The following is a 16,070-nucleotide window of genomic DNA, read 5'->3' on the forward strand; positions in this document are numbered from 1 at the left end:
GCTCCTCGTCGGCTCAACCATCAACGGGCAGTGGCTGATTGAACTGTGGTCGTGGTGGTTGCGTTGGTGACGTCGGCTGTCGGGGGTTTCGACACGCCTCGTCGCTGCGCTCCTCGTCGGCTCAACCATCAACGGGCAGTGGCTGATTGAACTGTGGTCGTGGTGGTTGCGTTGGTGACGTCGGCTGTCGGGGGTTTCGACACGACTTGTCGCTGCGCTCCTCGTCGGCTCAACCATCAACGGCAAGTGGCTGTTTGAGTAGGGATCGGGGTGATCGCTGCGAACCCCGGATACACCGACGCCGCCACCTGCGGGATGTGGCGGCGTCGGCGTCGGATCAGTGGGACCGACGACTAGGAGCACAGCCCTTCGGCCTCGGCGACGGCGGCAACGGCCTGCGCCACGGCCGGTGCGACGCGCTGGTCGAGCGGACTCGGCACGATCTTGTCGGCTGCCAGCTCGTCGGCGACGACGGACAGGATCGCTTCTGCTGCAGCGATCTTCATGCTCTCGGTGATCCGGCGGGCACCGGCGTCGAGGGCTCCCTTGAACACGCCCGGGAAGGCCAGGACATTGTTGATCTGGTTCGGGAAGTCGCTGCGGCCGGTGGCGACGATGGCGGCGTACTTGGCCGCGACCTCCGGGTGGATCTCCGGATCGGGATTCGACAGCGCGAAGACGATGGAGCCCTCGTTCATCGACGCGATCAGCGCCTCGTCGATCTTGCCCGCCGACACCCCGAGGAACACGTCGGCACCCTCGAGCGCCTCGGCCGCCCCGCCGACCAGCCCGCGTGGGTTGGTGCGTGCGGCGAGCTCGTCCTTGAACTCGTTGAGGCCGGCACGGCCGGTCGACACGATGCCCTTGGAATCGAGTACCACCACGTCGGAGACACCGGCGGCGAGAAGGATGTTGGCACATGCCACACCGGCGGCACCGGCACCGGAGATCACGATCCGCAGGCTCGCCAGGTCACGCTCGAGCAGTCGCACCGCACCCTTGAGGGCGGCGAGCACCACGATCGCGGTGCCGTGCTGGTCGTCGTGCATCACCGGACAATCCAGCGCCTCGATGACGCGGCGCTCGATCTCGAAGCAGCGCGGCGCGGAGATGTCCTCGAGGTTGACCGCACCGAAGCTCGGGCGCAGCCGGATCAGCGTCTCGACGATCTCGTCGGGGTCCTTCGTGTCGAGCACGATCGGGATCGAGTTCAGTCCGGCGAAGGTCCGGAACAGCGCCGACTTGCCCTCCATCACGGGCAGCGATGCGCGCGGGCCGATGTCGCCGAGGCCCAGCACGGCCGAGCCGTCGCTGACCACGGCGACCAGACGATCGGTCCAGGTGTACTTGTCGACCAGTGCGGCCTCGCCGTGGATGGCGCGCGACACCTGCGCGACACCGGGGGTGTAGGCGATCGACAGGTCACGCTGGGTCTCGATCGGGGAGCGCAGCTCCACCGAGAGTTTGCCGCCGGCGTGTGCCATGAAGATCTCTTCGTCGGTGATCGGCTGATCGGCGATCGCCGGCTCCACGAGTCCCTGGTCCTGGGTCACGTCGTTCTCCGTGCTCGTCACGGTGTTCCTCCTCAAGTGGCGGCGCCTCCCGGCGGCCGCTCGTGATCCGGATCAGCGCCCTTGATGATCCGTTGGTGTGGGGGTCGTACGCGGCGTCGGCCAGGGTGTGGCTGTCGCCGGTGTGCGAGTGCCCACGCCCCGGGGCGGATGTCGCCGGGGCGAGGATTGCCTGACAGTCTCTCACCTCCGGGTGTCGGCTCGATCACAGTGGTCCACTGAATGGATCGTGATGCTTGTCCCGGCGACCGTCGACGCCCGGAACGCGTCTAGTATTCAACTTGTGTCTATGTTGAATGCAAGTGGTGTCTCGGCTGCCGATCGTGTCTATGGCGAGGTCAAAGAGCTCATCTTGACCAACGAGATCCCGGGTGGAGCGCTGATCAGCGAGGGTGAGATCGCTCAGCGCTGCGCGGTCAGCCGCACGCCGGTGCGCGAGGCCTTCCTCCGACTACAGGCCGAGGGCTGGATGCGGCTGTATCCCAAACGTGGTGCGCTGGTGGTACCGGTGACCGATCGAGAGGCGCGGGACGTCGTCGGGGCCCGCCGTCTCCTCGAGGGGCACGCCGTCCGCACCGTCGTCGGCGCGCCCGCGGGCCTTACCGCTTTGACCAGCGGGCTGCGCCGCAACCTCGCCGACCACCGCGACGTCCACGTCGACGACATCGCCCGTTTCTCCCGGGTCGACGCGGAATTCCACCAGCTCATCGTGGCCGCCGGCGACAACGAGGTGCTGTCCGGCTTCTACACCGGCCTCGGCGAACGACACCGACGCATGACCACCGCCAGCGTGCACCGCGATCCGACGATCACCGACCGCATCCTCGCCGACCACGCCGAACTGCTGAGCCGGATCGAACAGTGCGACGCCGTCGGATTCGACGCCGTGCTCGAACGCCACCTGGCCACTGTTCACGACATCCCCGGAGCTACCCGATGAGCACCGCCACCACCGAGATCGACCCCACCCCGACGCCGTCGGCACCCGCTCGGGCGACCTGGCCTGCGGTGGCCCTGGCGGTGTTCGCGTCGGCGTGGGGTGGCAACGAGTTCACCCCGCTGCTGGTGATGTACCGGCACACCGGCAACTTCTCCGCCGTCCTCGTCGACACCCTGCTGTTCCTCTACGTGCTCGGCATCGTCCCGGCGCTGCTGATCGGTGGTCCGCTGTCGGACCGGATCGGCCGCCGGCCGCTGATGCTGCCCGCACCCATCATCGCCGCCGCCGGATCGGTGCTGCTGGCCCTCGGCTCCGACACCATCGCATTGCTCGTCGTCGGCCGGGTCCTGTCCGGGATCGCCCTGGGCCTGTCGATGGCGGTCGGTGGCAGTTGGATCACCGAACTGAGCATCCGCGACGGCGACAAGGCCGCGGCCGGGGCCAAACGTGGTGCGATGAGTCTGACCGCCGGATTCGGTGTCGGTGCCGGTGTCGCTGCGGTCCTGGCGCAGTGGGCGCCGTGGCCGACGGTCCTGTCCTACCTGGTCAACATCGTCATCGCCGTTGTGGCCGTGGTCCTGATCCTGCGGGTGCCCGAGACGCGGCCGCGCGCGACCGACCCGGGCCGCCTGATCGACGACCTGAGGATCCCCTCCGCGCGGCACCGCCGCTTCCTCACCGTCGTCCTGCCGGTCGCACCCTGGGTGTTCGGCGCCTGCGCCTGCGCCTACGCGATCATCCCGGCGCTGATGTCGGCGCGCACTGCCGGGGCACCCATCGCCTTCGCAGGCCTGTGCTGTGTGGTGGGGCTGACCGCCGGATTCGGCATCCAGTCGGTCGGCCGTCGCATCGACCGTCCGGACGGCAACCGCGGCGTCGTCGTCGCCCTGATCACCCTCGCCGTCGGCATGGCCCTCGCCGCCGTCGCCGCCCACCTGCTGACCATCTGGATGTCCCTGATCGCCGCGGCCGTGCTCGGCTGCGGGTACGGCATGGCGATGATCTCCGGTCTGCTGGAGGTGCAGCGCATCGCCGGGTCCACCGGCAACGACGACCTCGCCGGCCTGACCGCGGTCTTCTACGGCGTCACCTACCTGGGCTTCGCGGTCCCGGCGGTCCTCGCATGGATCGCCGCCCGGTTCACCACCGTCACCTATGCCGAGATGTTCGGCTTCGGGATCGTCGCCGCGCTGGTGTGCCTGCTGATCACCTTCGCCGGCCATCGCCGCGACCGGGCCGGGGTCCCGCGGCGCGACGGGTCCTAGCGCACGGCCCGTTCCTGTACCGGGTCGATCAGCCGGGCGGCCACATCGTCGGCGGTCCGGGTACCCCAGCGGGTGGTCGAGATGATGCCCAGCGCCAGGATCACTGCGGCCAGGACCACCACCATCACCCACATCGGGTGCATCGCGTCGGCGAAGTCGGCGCCCAGCGTGGCCTCCGCCGACGCGCCGGTGACACTGCCGGCCAGGGCGACACCGATACTCACCCCGACCTGGCGGCTGGTGGATGCGATCGCCGACGCGGCGCCGGCCCGCGCACGGGGCATGCCACTCACCGCGGAGTTGGTGATCGGGGCGTTGACCACGCCGAATCCGATACCGAACAGGGCGAACGCCACACCGAGCAGCACCAGTGAGGTGTCGGCGTCGACGCCGAGCATCAGCGCACCGCTGGCGATCAGCATCACCCCCGACACCGTCAGCGACGGCCGTGGACCGTAGCGTCCGACCGCCGCCCCCGACAACGGGGAGCCGATCATGGTGGCGACGGCCAGCGGCAGGAACAGTGCACCGGTCTCGATGGCGGTCAGGCCGCGGACCGACTGCAGGTAGATCGACATCAGGAACAGGAACGCGCCATAGGCGGCGAACGCGCTGACCGCGATCAGCGTTGCCGACGAGAACGGCACGCTGCCGAAGAACCGCAGGTCGATGAACGGATCGGGATGTCGGCGCTCCCACACCAGAAAGCCGGTCAACGACAGCACCGCCACGGTGAACACGATCAGCGTGACCGGCGACGACCAGCCGTGCTCGGGGCCCTCGATCAGCCCGTAGACGAGGGAGGCGAGGGTGAGGATCGCGAGGGCCTGGCCGATCGGGTCCAGCGTGCGCACCACCGGTGAGCGTGACTCGGGCACGAAGACCGCCGTCAGCGCGATGGCGATCGCACACACCGGGAGGTTGATCCAGAACACGGCCTGCCAGGAGATCAGATCGATCAGCAGGCCGCCGACCATGGGTCCCACGGCCATCGAGATGCCCACCACGGCGCCCCACATGCCGATCGCACGGGCCCGCTCGCGCGGGTCGACGAACACCTGCGTGATGATCGACATGGCCACCGGGTTGAGCATCGACCCGCCGATCGCCTGCACGGCGCGCGCGGCGATCAGGAAGCCGATGGTGGGGGCGAGCGAACACAGCAATGATCCGAGCGCGAACACCGCCAAACCGATCTGGAACAGGCGTTTGCGGCCATAGCGGTCGGCGGTGGCACCGGACAGCATCAGCAGGCTCGCCAGCACCAGCGTGTAGACGTCGATCACCCATTGCAGATCCGACACCGAACCGCTCAGATCCGACCGGATCGACGGTAGGGCGACGTTGACGATGGTGGCATCCATCGACACGATCAGCAGGCTCAGACAGCATGTCGCCAGGATGATCGCCTTGCGGCGAGGAGTCGGCGTGGCCATCTGGCACGGGGTTGGCACAGACGGATCGGCGATCGGCACCGCCCAATCCTACGGACGGTGTCACGGCTTCGGTAACGTCCACCATCGAAAGCAGAAGGGGGCTCGATGCTTCTCGGTGCATGGGTGTGCGTGGTGACCGCGTTGCTATTGGTGATCCCGGGGGCCGCGATCGGCCGCCGGATGTCGTTGTCGTGGCCGGTGGCGCTGGTCGCCGGTCCATCGCTGACGTTGGCGGTGGTCGGAATCGCGACGGTGATCTACGGTGCGATCGGGTTCGAGTGGAACCTCCTCACCGCGCTGCTGGCGTGGGTGGGTGCGTTCGCCCTCGCCTGGGTCTACCATGCCGGGATCCGACGCTGGATCGACCCGAAACCCCTTGCGGCCGAACCGGACACATCCGACGATCCGCCCCTTGATCCACGTTCTGCCTGCATCGCGGCGCTGGGTGTGGTGGTCGGCGGGGTGATCATCGCCGTCACGAGTATCCGGCCGCTGGTGATCACCGCCCCCGGTGGACTGGACAACATCCCCCAGATCTGGGATGCGCTGTGGCATGCCGGTTCTCTGCGCTGGATACACGAGACCGGTGTCGGGTCGTCGCTGCGCATGGGCGAGCTGATGAACTACGACACCCACGGCTTCAACTACTACCCCAACACGTGGCATGCCCTGGGTGCCCTCGAATTCGACCTGACGGGCGCGAACACCGTCGAGCTCTACAACACGTATTCGCCTGCGACCCTGGCGGTGACCGTTCCCCTCGGGGTGGCGGCCCTGGCGTATTGGTGTGCCCGGCACCGATTCTCGACCGCCACCTCGGCCTGGACCGCAGGCCTCGCCGCCGCGATCGCCGCACTGTTCCCGTCCCTGCCGTACGTGGAGGTGTCGCTGACGTCGGTGCCCAACGCGGTGGGCGTGTCCCTCGCACCGGTGGCCGCGGTGCTGACGATCTCCGCGGTCGGTGACCGCCGGCGTATTCTGCCCGCCGCGCTCGCGATCGCCGGCGTCACCACAACCCATCCGTCGGGCCTGGTCCTGGTCGCCGTCATCGTCGGATTGTGGTGGCTCGTGCAGGCACTGTGGCGACCGGTGCACAGTCGTGTCGCCGACTTCGGCTCCCTGGCACTCATCGGTGTCGTCGCACTGGCCGCGATCATCCCGGTGATCTACGGCACGATGCGCATCGCCGACAACAACGAGCTGTCGGGGTTCGAGTTCCGCGACGAGACCGCCGGCGTGGGAAAGGCTGTGTCGCAGGCACTGTTCAACGCCACGGTGCCGATCAGCGAGCATCGGGTCTGGTGGCTGGTGGGGCTCGCCGCGCTCGGTCTGCTGGTGATGATCTGGGTCCGCTGCTGGGCTGCGATCGCCGCCTGGGCGGTGTTCGTGCTGCTCACCGCCAACTCGGTGGTCGCATTGGGCCCGTTGTCGGGGCCGCTGGGGACGGTCGGCGGCTACTTCTACAACTCGGGGCATCGACTGACTTTCGTCACCGCGATGTTCTCGGCGGCCGCCGCCGGCCTGGCGGTCGGTGTCGCCGGGGTATGGGTGGCAGACCGGGTCCCCACTGCCCGGTCGTGGACCCGGCCCGTGGTGTTCGTCGTCCTGCTCGCCCTCGTCGCCGGCGCCGGGGTGTGGCGGTATCCGTCGGACGCCGTGATCGCCACCAAGAATCGGCACGAGACCCGGATCGGTCCCGACGACCTCGCCGCCTACGCCTGGCTGGAACGGCAGCCGGGCGCTCGGGACGCGCTGATCATGAACAACCTGGACCAGGGAACGGGGTGGATCTATCCGGTCACCGGACTCACCCCGATGTTCCCGTTCTATCGCGCCAATGATTTCTCCGACCGTCAGCGTGACCTGTTCTGGGGTGTGGACCGGATCGGCGCCGACCCACGCATCGACCAGATCGTGCGGGACATGAACGTGCAGTACGTGATCGACTCACCACCGAGCTATTGGGAGTTCCAGCGCGGTGTACCGGATCCGGCACACGGCCGTCAGGGCGATCCGTTCCTCGCGTTGCGCCACCACGGTGCCCCCGGCCTCACCGAGGTCTTCCGACAGGGCTCGGCGACGGTGTATCGGGTGACCCTGCCCGAGTCGGCGCCACCTGCCGGGTGATCTCGACGGGTCGGCCGGCCTCACGCCCGGAGGGAGGCGCTGTCGAGTGCGTGTCTGAACACCTCGATCGCGCCTGCCACTGCTTCGCCCTCGGGCTCGGCGATCACGCCGGGGTCCCGTGAGTATGCGAAGCGCATGACCGCACTCGCCAGCAGGAGGAGCGCGCGTGCCGCGTCGGCGGCTTCCCCGGAGTTGTTGCCGCGCTTCGAGAAGTGCTCGGTGAGTACCCCTTCCACGAGGTTCTCGGCCGCGGTCGTGTGTTGTTGCAGCCGGGAGCGGAGCTCGGGAAAACCGGCGAGCAGTTCGCGGAACTCGCCGAGTTCGGTGCGGTCGATCTCGCGCGTGGTCTGGATGATCGCGCTGATGAGTCGCAGGGTTCGGGTGAACTGGTCGGTTCCCGAGGTGTCGTCGAAGAACTCGGCCAGCGCCGCATCCGGGATCACCGGTGCGGTGGTACCGAGGATCGCGTCTTCTTTGGTGGCGTAGTAGTTGAAGAATGTGCGCCGGGAGACACCTGCGCGCTCGGTGATCGCATCGATCGTGACACTGGTGAGGTCGCCTTCACGAACGAGCGAAATCGAGGCATCGTGCAGTGCCTTCAAGGTTTCGAGGCGACGTCGCTCTCGGAGGTCCGGTCTGGTTTGCATGAGTGTATCCTATGCACTGGGTGCAACGAGCTTGAGGATGCCACCGATCACCGTCGGTCATCCCCGGTGCGCGAGCACTTGCAGGCCGAAGACGAGGACGCCGAGCACGGCTTCTCCGCCGAGGACGAGGAGTCGTTGCCACCACGGCAGCCTGATCCGACGGGCCGCCACCCAGCCGAACCCGATGAGCGCCAGGAGCAGTGCGCCTGCGGATGCCCGCAAGGCGATCTCGGTATCCCATGCGCCGAGATGGGAGGCCAGCAGGAAGATCATGGGCACCACGATCGCACTGAGTGCGCTTGCGCTGACGGCGGCGGCGTGGCCGAATTCGGCCCGCGTGAGCATGCGCTCGTGCACGAGGAGGTGGGAGATCACATCGGCGACGAAGACGGCGACGACGGTGCCGAGGGCCGTCACCCCGAGTGTGCCGATGGTGCCGAGTGCGGTGACGTGGCCGTGGGCGAGTAGTGACACCGTCACGGCCAATGCCGTGAACGTGACGTAGATGCGCTCCTTGAGGTGGGCCGCGCGGGCTTCGCGGCTGCTCTCGGTCATCACACGGCGCTTCTCGGCGCACCTACCCACATGGCCCGGGCCCGACCGGGATCATGCGGGCAGGTGGGGCCCAGATCTGTTCTGCGGCTCACGATTTCCGAGACTGCTCGGCGGCCCGATCGCTCGCGGCGCCGACCGCATCGGACTCTCCGGTCAGGTCCATCGGCGCGAGTTGACCCTCGGCGAGCGCTTCCGCGGGGATCTCCCGGTCGACATTGGTGGCGAGTTCCTTCTCCTCCACGAAGCACAGCACGATCAGCGCGATCACGGCCAGTATCACCAGGAAGAGATAGATCGGGAGTAGTGCCTCGTTGTAGGACTCGACGACCAGACCGCGGGTCGGCTCGGGCAGACCGTTCACGATGCCCGGGGTCAAGGAGTTCACGCTGCCCTCGGTGCCGGCTCCGACGCCGCCCAGCTTGTCGGTGATGAGACGGGTCAGGTTGGTCGCGAAGATCGAGCCGACCACAGCCGAGCCGACCGTGGCGCCGACCTGGCGGAAGTAGTTGTTCCCGGCGGTCGCGGTGCCGACGATGCTCGCGGGGAACGAGTTCTGCACGATCAGCGTGAGCAACTGCTGGGCGAGTCCGATGCCGATGCCCATGATGCCCAGGTACGTGCACATGACCCAGGTCGGGGTGTCCACCGCCATGGTCGACAGCAGGAACAGCCCGATGCCCATGACGGCGGCGCCGATGATGGGAAACATCTTGTACCTGCCGGTGCGCGACACCGCCGCACCAGACCCGACCGAGGCGACGAGCAGGCCGGCCATCATCGGCATCATCAGCAGGCCCGCGACGGTCGCGTTCACGCCGGTGACCATCTGGATATAGGTGGGCATGTAGCTGATGACGCCGAACATGGCGATGCCTATGAGCAGCGCGGCGATCGTGGCGAGCGTGAAGTTGCGATCCTTGAAGAACGACATCGGGATCACCGGATCGGTCGCACGCAGCTCGGTGAACACGAACGCGGCAGCGAGCACCACTGCGGCGACCACGAGGCCGATGATCTGCGGTGAGTTCCACTCGTAGGTGCCGCCGCCCCACGTACACACCAGCACGACCGCAGTGGTGGCGGCGGCGACCAGGGTCATACCGAGGTAGTCGATGGACAGACGCCCGGAACGCTCGGGCTTCGGCAGCTTCAGGAAGAGTCCCGCGGCCAGCGCGGCGAGAATGCCGAGGGGAACGTTGATCCAGAACACCCAGCGCCAGCCCGGACCCTCCGTGAACCATCCACCGAGCAGCGGGCCCGCGACCGAGGAGACAGCGAAGACCGCACCCATGATGCCCATGTACTTGCCGCGCTCGCGCGCGGGGACGACATCGGCGATCGCCGCCTGCGAGAGGATCATCAGCCCGCCGCCACCCAGGCCCTGGATGGCGCGGCCGACGATCAGCCAGTTGAAGGTGCCTGCGAGTGCGCCGATGACCGAACCTGCCACGAACAACAAGATCGCGGCGATGAGCACGGGCCTGCGGCCGAGTAGGTCGCTGATCTTGCCATAGACGGGCATCATGATCGTGCTCGCCAGGATGTAGACGGTGACGACCCAGGCCATGTGTTCGACGCCGTCGAGTTCACCGATGATGGTCGGCAGTGCCGTCGACAGGACGGTCTGGTTGAGCGATGCCAGCAGCATCGTCACCAGCAGGCCGCCGAACAGCAGGATGACATTCGTTGATTTCTCCGGAGGATCGATGTGCTCCGGAGCGTCGAGCGAGTCGGACATCAGACTTCTTTCACGAGATGAGGCGGTGCGCCCGCTGGGGGTGGTGATCGCGGGGCTCAGGGGAGGAATATCGACCGCGCAACTGTTGCACTAGTGCAGATCATACACCTATGCATGTTGTTCCTGGAAGTGGCCGGCCTCCGGGAGTTGCGGGGGTTGACTACTTATAAACATATGTTATTAGATGTGTTGGGCAGCATAGTCACGATCATCAGTGATCTAACGCACCCAAGGGGTGTCGGTCGGTTACACGCCGAATCGGTCCAGTGTGACCTCCGCAGGCGGTGGCTGAATCCGCCATCCCGGGCCGGCCGAAACGAACGAATCCGGAGTACGAGTTGAACGATCACGACGCTTCTGAAGCACGATGCCCATTTTCGGGCGCATCCCCTTTGTCGCAGCAACCGGCAGAGCCGCCCGCATACGACGTCGACTACTACGGCGACGACGTCATCCTGGATCCCTATCCGCACTACCGCGCCATGCGCGACCTGGGGCCGGTCGTTGCGTTACCGCAGGTCGGAACGTACGCGGTCACCCGCTACGACGACATTCGCGAGGTCCTGCGGGAGTGGGAGACCTACTCCTCGGCTCAAGGGGTGGCGGGTGACGAGGCGGCCTGCGCCTACTCGCGGGGGAACACACTGCAGTCGGATCCGCCACGACACGATGTACTGCGCTCCAAGCTCATCGGCCCATTGCTGCCCGGAGCTCTCGAACAGGTTCGACCCCGGATTCAGAGAACAGCGGATGATCTGGTCGAGAAGCTCTTGGTGGAAGGCGGTTTCGACGGCATGGACGATTTCGCGCGGGTCCTCCCCCTGACCATCGTTCGCGAGCTCGTCGGACTGCCCGACGAGGGACGGGACAGCATGTTGTCCTGGGCGAGTGCGGCATTCGACCTTCTCGGGGCACAGAACGAACGCGGCAAGCGAGCCAAGGGCGTCATCATGGGAATGCAACAGTGGATTGCGACCCACACGAGCGCTGATCGACTGCGTGAGGGAAGTTGGACGGCGCGGATTCGCGAGATGGAGGCGCGCGGAGAAGTCGACGCGGACATGACACCGCATCTGATCCTCGCCTACATCGGGCCCAGTCTCGACACGACGATCTCCGCGACCGGGGAATTGTTGTATCAACTGGGCCGGAATCCGCACGAGTGGGAGAAACTCCGAAACGATCCATCACTCGTCGGCAGCGCGGTACAGGAGGCCGTGCGAATGTGCACTCCGATTCGATCCTTCACCCGAAAGGTCGTCAAGGACACCGAACTCGCGGGAACACGTCTGGCCGAAGGATCGCGTGTCACGTTGATGTTCGCATCCGCCAATCGTGACGGGCGCAAGTATGTCGATCCCGACGAATTCCACGTCGACCGGAACCCGCACGACCATCTCGGTTTCGGCCACGGAATTCATATGTGCGCGGGAATGCATCTGGCTCGTCTCGAGATGGAATGCTTGCTGCGGGCGATGATTCCGCGCGTTGGCAGGATCGAGGTCGGCGAGCCGCGGATCGCCGTCAACAACACGATCCGCGCGTTCGAGACGCTGCCGACACGGTTCCACGCGAACCCGGATCACGGGATACCCCGGCCGGTTGTGACGGGCACGGTCGTGGCAGGCGCCGGACCATCCATCGGCACCGGTGTGTTCGAGGTGAGAATTGTGGAGAGGACCCCTGTCGCAGTGGGGGTTCTGGCGTTCGGGTTCGAGCGCGTCGACGGGGGCGCCTTGCCGGACTTCGAGCCGGGAGCACACATCGACGTCGAGGTCCGTCCGGGCACGGTGCGCCAATATTCACTGTGTGGCGACATCGGCGACACCGAACGGTACCGGATCGCGGTCAAGCTCGAGGCGGAGTCCAGGGGAGGGTCCGCATCACTTCATCGCGACCTGCAGATCGGTGACACACTCACGGTGTCGAAGCCGAGAAATCTCTTTCGGCTCGATGAGGAGGGACCTCGCCCGGTTCTGTTCGCAGCGGGGATCGGGATCACCCCGATTCTTCCGATGGTGCGGCGACTGTACGAGCGTGGCGCCGATTTCGTCCTGCATTACTCGGCCCGCAGCCGTGAGCACGCGGCGTTCATCGACGAGTTGTCGGTGCCGGGCCTCACAGACCATGTGCGGATGCACATCTCAGAGGGTGATGTGCGGATGCACATCTCAGAGGGTGATGTGCGGATGCACATCTCCGACGGTCCGGGCGGAGGTCGACTGGATATCCGTGCCGCGCTGGAACAACTGGGACGCGAGTCGACGATCTATGTGTGCGGGCCCGGTGATTTCACCGAGGCCGTGATGTCCGAGGCCACCGATCTCGGGTGGGACGAAGACCGGATGGTGGTCGAGCGATTCACGGCGAACTCGTCGTCGACCGACACTCCCTTCACCCTGATGGCCGCGCGAAGCGGACGGTCGATCGAGGTTCCCAGTGGGCTCACTGCGCTCGAGGCGCTCGAACGGGCCGGAATACCGGCCCCGTCCTCGTGCCGCGCCGGTGTGTGTGCGACCTGCCTCACTCGCGTCGTGGACGGGATCCCCGACCACCGCGACCTGGTCCAGACCGACGCGGAGAAGATGACGGACGCCCGGATGGCCCTCTGCTGTTCGCGCTCACTCACACCCGAACTCGTCCTCGACATCTGACCCTCGACATCTACCCGCGCGACACCCACCCGTCCCCCGACAGCTCAGTCCGGATAGCCGGTCGGGTTGTTCGACTGCCAGCGCCAGGTGTCAGCGCACATGTCGTCGATGGTCTTGGTTGCATACCAACCCAATTCGGTGTTCGCCCGGGTGGGGTCGGCGTAGGATGCGGCGATGTCGCCGGCGCGGCGCGGCGCGATCTGATAGGGGATCTCCCGACCACTGGCACGCTCGAAGGCCTTGATCACCTCGAGCACCGACACGCCCGTGCCGGTACCGAGATTCCACACCGACAACCCGGGGTCGACGGCGGTGAGCCGCTCCAGCGCCGCGACGTGTCCGGCGGCGAGGTCGTCGACGTGGATGTAGTCACGCACGCCGGTCCCGTCGGGGGTGGGGTAGTCGCTACCGAACACCGACAACGACTCCCGGCGCCCCACGGCGACCTGCGCGACGAAGGGCATGAGGTTGTTGGGGATCCCGCTGGGGTCCTCACCGATCTGTCCGCTCGGGTGCGCGCCGACCGGGTTGAAGTAGCGCAGGGCGGCGATCCGCCAGGTGTCGTCACTGGCGGCGACGTCCCGCAGCACCTGCTCGATCATCACCTTGGTCCAGCCGTACGGGTTGGTCGCCGACGTCGGGGAGTCCTCGGTCATCGGGAGCACCGGCTCGGCCCCGTACACCGTCGCCGACGACGAGAACACCAGTGTGTGCACGTCGTGGCGGCGCATGGCCCGCAGCAGGGAGAAGGTGCTGTCGAGGTTGTTCTGGTAGTACTCGAGCGGTTTGGCCACCGACTCGCCGACGGCCTTGAACCCGGCGAAGTGGATCACCGCGTCGATCTGCTCGTGCGCGAAGACCTGCTCGGTCTTGTCGACGTCGGCGAGGTCGACGACGTGTACCGGGATCCGGGTCCCGGTCAGTCCCTCGAGCCGCGCGATCACCGTCGGCTTGGAATTGCTGAAATCGTCGATCACCACCACGTCGTGTCCGGCCTGCACCAGCCTGATCACGGTGTGCGATCCGATGTATCCGGCTCCACCACTCACGAGTACCCGCATACCGACCACGGTATTCGCCCGGTCTGAACGGTTCCTGTCGGGGACCTGTGGGCTGGACCGCACCGATCCGCGTCCGATACCGTTCCGGTGACCTGTGACACATCTCTCGGCAGGGGAGTCGGGCATGAACATCTCGGATGTCGAGTTCACCTCGTCGGGTGTGACCTGCCGGGCGTGGCTGTACCGCCCGGCCGCCGGCAACCCGCCGGTGATCGTCATGGCGCACGGCCTCGGGGCGGTCCGGAGGATGCGGCTCGACGCCTTTGCCGAACGGTTCACCGCCGCCGGCTACGCATGCCTGGTGTTCGACTACCGCCACTTCGGCGACAGCGACGGGCAACCACGGGAGCTGTTGTCGGTCCGCCGACAACTCGCCGACTGGGCTGCCGCGATCGCCCGTGCCCGCACCCTGCCCGACGTCGACGCCGCCCGCGTGATCGTCTGGGGCACCTCGTTCGGGGGTGGCCACGCCCTGGTCATCGGTGCGCGTCACCCCGACCTGGCCGCGGTGATCGCCCAGTGCCCGTTCACCAGTGGACTCGCGTCGCTGCGCGCCCTCGACCGGACCGGTGCTGTCAAGGTGACCGCCCTCGGGCTCGCCGATGCCGCGGCCGCACTCCTGCGGCGGCCGCCGGTCCGGGTGGCGCTGGTCGGACGTGCGCACGACGCCGCCCTGATGACTGCCGCCGACGCCGAGTCGGGCTACCTCCGGCTGGTCCCCGCCGACGTCGAGTTCACCAACGCGGTGGCCGCGCGGGCCGCGCTGACCCTACCGCTGTATCACCCGATCCGGTCGATCCGCCGGCTGCATGTGCCGACCCTGATCTGCGTGTGCGACCGCGACACCGTCGCCCCGCCGGGTCCGACGATCACCGCGGCCGAGTCGTCACCGATGGTGACACTGAACCGCTATCCCGACGAGCACTTCGACATCTATGTCGACGGCGGATTCGAGCGTGTGGTCGCCGATCAGATCGACTTCCTGCAGCAGACCGTACCGGTCTGAACCATCAGGGCCCGGAGTGGGAACCGAGAACCCGGAAACCGGTTCAGCCCAGCACCTTTTCGGTGGCCGCGTACTTCTGCTCGGCCGCATCCTTGGCGGTCTGCCACCACGACTCGTGCTCGCGGTACCAGTCGATGGTCGCCGACAGCCCGGACCGGAAGTCCAGATACTGTGGCTGCCAGCCGAGTTCGGTCCGCAGGCGGGTCGAGTCGATCGCGTAGCGGCGGTCATGTCCGGGGCGATCGGTGACGAAGTCGAAGGCGTCGTGGGGCTGTCCGGCCAGTTCCAGGATCGTCTCGACGACGGTGCGGTTGTCCACCTCGCCGTCGGCGCCGATCAGGTACGTCTCGCCGATGGTGCCCTTCTCGATGATCGTCCACACCGCGTCGTTGTGGTCGTCGACGTGAATCCAGTCCCGCACGTTGCGGCCGTCGCCGTACAGTCGCGGCCGCACCCCCGACAGCACGTTGGTGATCTGCCGCGGGATGAACTTCTCCACATGCTGGTACGGGCCATAGTTGTTGGAGCAGTTCGAGATCGTCGCGGGCACCTGGAACGATCGCACCCACGCACGCACCAGCAGGTCGCTGCCGGCCTTGGTGGAGCTGTACGGGCTCGACGGGTTGTACGGGGTGTGCTCGGTGAACCGTGCCGGGTCGTCGAGTTCGAGGTCGCCGTACACCTCGTCGGTGCTGATGTGGTGGAACCGCACCTGATGCCTGCGCACCGCCTCGAGCAGCGTGTAGGTGCCGACCAGGTTGGTCTGCACGAACGCCGACGGATCCGACAGCGAGTTGTCGTTGTGTGATTCGGCGGCGAAGTGCACGACCAGATCCGAGTCGGCGACCAGGGAGTCGACGAGGTCGGCGTCGGCGATGTCGCCCTGGACCAGTTCGACGGTCTCGGCCACCGAGGCCAGGGTCGCCGGATTGGCGGCATAGGTGAGCTTGTCGAGGACGCGAATACGCACCTCGGGGCGGCGGGCCACGGTACGCAACACGAAGTTCGCACCGATGAAGCCGGCACCGCCGGTGACCAGGACGCGCATTGTCGGATCTCCTCCTTCGTCG

The 16,070-nt window shown here is 67.0% G+C and carries 12 protein-coding genes; 5 read left to right on the forward strand and 7 right to left on the reverse strand.

From position 1 onward, the window contains the following. Window positions 1-353: 353 nt before the first annotated feature. On the reverse strand, window positions 354-1,574 hold the full coding sequence (locus ACWDUA_RS08660) for an NAD(P)-dependent malic enzyme (protein WP_449750598.1): 1,221 nt from the start codon (window positions 1,572-1,574) through the stop codon (window positions 354-356). A gap of 286 nt (window positions 1,575-1,860) precedes the next feature. Between ACWDUA_RS08660 and ACWDUA_RS08665 the strand changes: the two genes are divergently transcribed. Further along, window positions 1,861-2,511 carry a GntR family transcriptional regulator gene (locus ACWDUA_RS08665; RefSeq protein WP_449750599.1) on the forward strand — a complete coding sequence of 217 codons (651 nt, stop codon included), beginning with the start codon at window positions 1,861-1,863 and terminating at the stop codon, window positions 2,509-2,511. After that, a complete protein-coding gene (locus ACWDUA_RS08670; protein ID WP_449750600.1) occupies window positions 2,508-3,776 on the forward strand; it encodes an MFS transporter in 1,269 nt (422 codons plus the stop codon). The genes ACWDUA_RS08665 and ACWDUA_RS08670 overlap by 4 nt, the downstream gene beginning before the upstream one ends. Here the strand turns inward: ACWDUA_RS08670 and ACWDUA_RS08675 are convergent. After that, window positions 3,773-5,212: a DHA2 family efflux MFS transporter permease subunit gene (locus ACWDUA_RS08675; RefSeq protein ID WP_449750601.1), complete on the reverse strand. Its 1,440-nt coding sequence runs from the start codon at window positions 5,210-5,212 to the stop codon at window positions 3,773-3,775. The genes ACWDUA_RS08670 and ACWDUA_RS08675 overlap by 4 nt on opposite strands. 105 nt (window positions 5,213-5,317) lie before the next feature. Here ACWDUA_RS08675 and ACWDUA_RS08680 point away from each other — a divergent pair, with 105 nt between their 5' ends. Continuing rightward, the gene (locus ACWDUA_RS08680; protein WP_449750602.1) at window positions 5,318-7,339 is read left to right on the forward strand and encodes a DUF6541 family protein; all 2,022 of its coding nucleotides are present in this window, start codon (window positions 5,318-5,320) and stop codon (window positions 7,337-7,339) included. Between the two features lie 20 nt (window positions 7,340-7,359). Here the strand turns inward: ACWDUA_RS08680 and ACWDUA_RS08685 are convergent, their stop codons facing one another. The 3 genes from ACWDUA_RS08685 to ACWDUA_RS08695 all read right to left on the reverse strand — a co-directional run bounded on the left by ACWDUA_RS08685 (window position 7,360) and on the right by ACWDUA_RS08695 (window position 10,279). Next, complete coding sequence (locus ACWDUA_RS08685; protein ID WP_449750603.1) at window positions 7,360-7,941, reverse strand: TetR/AcrR family transcriptional regulator; 582 nt, start codon at window positions 7,939-7,941, stop codon at window positions 7,360-7,362. A gap of 102 nt (window positions 7,942-8,043) precedes the next feature. Then, window positions 8,044-8,541: a hypothetical protein gene (locus ACWDUA_RS08690; protein ID WP_449750604.1), complete on the reverse strand. Its 498-nt coding sequence runs from the start codon at window positions 8,539-8,541 to the stop codon at window positions 8,044-8,046. Window positions 8,542-8,629: 88 nt separating this feature from the next. After that, entirely contained in the window at window positions 8,630-10,279 is a 1,650-nt protein-coding gene (locus tag ACWDUA_RS08695) for an MDR family MFS transporter (protein ID WP_449750605.1), read from the reverse strand. A 392-nt stretch (window positions 10,280-10,671) separates the two neighbouring features. Between ACWDUA_RS08695 and ACWDUA_RS08700 the strand changes: the two genes are divergently transcribed. Then, window positions 10,672-12,933: a cytochrome P450 gene (locus ACWDUA_RS08700; RefSeq protein ID WP_449750606.1), complete on the forward strand. Its 2,262-nt coding sequence runs from the start codon at window positions 10,672-10,674 to the stop codon at window positions 12,931-12,933. Between the two features lie 44 nt (window positions 12,934-12,977). On the opposite strand, the gene galE is transcribed toward ACWDUA_RS08700, so the two are convergent. Further along, window positions 12,978-13,994, reverse strand: coding sequence for a UDP-glucose 4-epimerase GalE (gene galE / locus ACWDUA_RS08705; RefSeq protein ID WP_449750607.1), 1,017 nt, complete (start codon window positions 13,992-13,994; stop codon window positions 12,978-12,980). 124 nt (window positions 13,995-14,118) lie between these two features. Here galE and ACWDUA_RS08710 point away from each other — a divergent pair, with 124 nt between their 5' ends. Further along, a complete protein-coding gene (locus tag ACWDUA_RS08710; RefSeq protein ID WP_449750608.1) occupies window positions 14,119-15,000 on the forward strand; it encodes an alpha/beta hydrolase in 882 nt (293 codons plus the stop codon). A gap of 43 nt (window positions 15,001-15,043) precedes the next feature. Here ACWDUA_RS08710 and rfbB read toward each other — a convergent pair whose 3' ends face one another. Beyond that, entirely contained in the window at window positions 15,044-16,048 is a 1,005-nt protein-coding gene (rfbB, locus tag ACWDUA_RS08715) for a dTDP-glucose 4,6-dehydratase (protein ID WP_449750732.1), read from the reverse strand. Window positions 16,049-16,070 lie beyond the last annotated feature (22 nt).

The organism is Gordonia sp. NPDC003376 (assembly GCF_053589235.1).

What these genes read in the sequence shown, in the direction of transcription:
- ACWDUA_RS08690 (WP_449750604.1), bottom strand. Translation starts at nt 8,541, where the DNA reads ATGACCGAGAGCAGCCGCGAAGCCCGCGCGGCCCACCTCAAGGAGCGC.
- ACWDUA_RS08680 (WP_449750602.1), top strand. Translation starts at nt 5,318, where the DNA reads ATGCTTCTCGGTGCATGGGTGTGCGTGGTGACCGCGTTGCTATTGGTG.
- galE (WP_449750607.1), bottom strand. Translation starts at nt 13,994, where the DNA reads ATGCGGGTACTCGTGAGTGGTGGAGCCGGATACATCGGATCGCACACC.
- ACWDUA_RS08710 (WP_449750608.1), top strand. Translation starts at nt 14,119, where the DNA reads ATGAACATCTCGGATGTCGAGTTCACCTCGTCGGGTGTGACCTGCCGG.
- ACWDUA_RS08670 (WP_449750600.1), top strand. Translation starts at nt 2,508, where the DNA reads ATGAGCACCGCCACCACCGAGATCGACCCCACCCCGACGCCGTCGGCA.
- ACWDUA_RS08695 (WP_449750605.1), bottom strand. Translation starts at nt 10,279, where the DNA reads ATGTCCGACTCGCTCGACGCTCCGGAGCACATCGATCCTCCGGAGAAA.
- rfbB (WP_449750732.1), bottom strand. Translation starts at nt 16,048, where the DNA reads ATGCGCGTCCTGGTCACCGGCGGTGCCGGCTTCATCGGTGCGAACTTC.
- ACWDUA_RS08675 (WP_449750601.1), bottom strand. Translation starts at nt 5,212, where the DNA reads ATGGCCACGCCGACTCCTCGCCGCAAGGCGATCATCCTGGCGACATGC.
- ACWDUA_RS08665 (WP_449750599.1), top strand. Translation starts at nt 1,861, where the DNA reads ATGTTGAATGCAAGTGGTGTCTCGGCTGCCGATCGTGTCTATGGCGAG.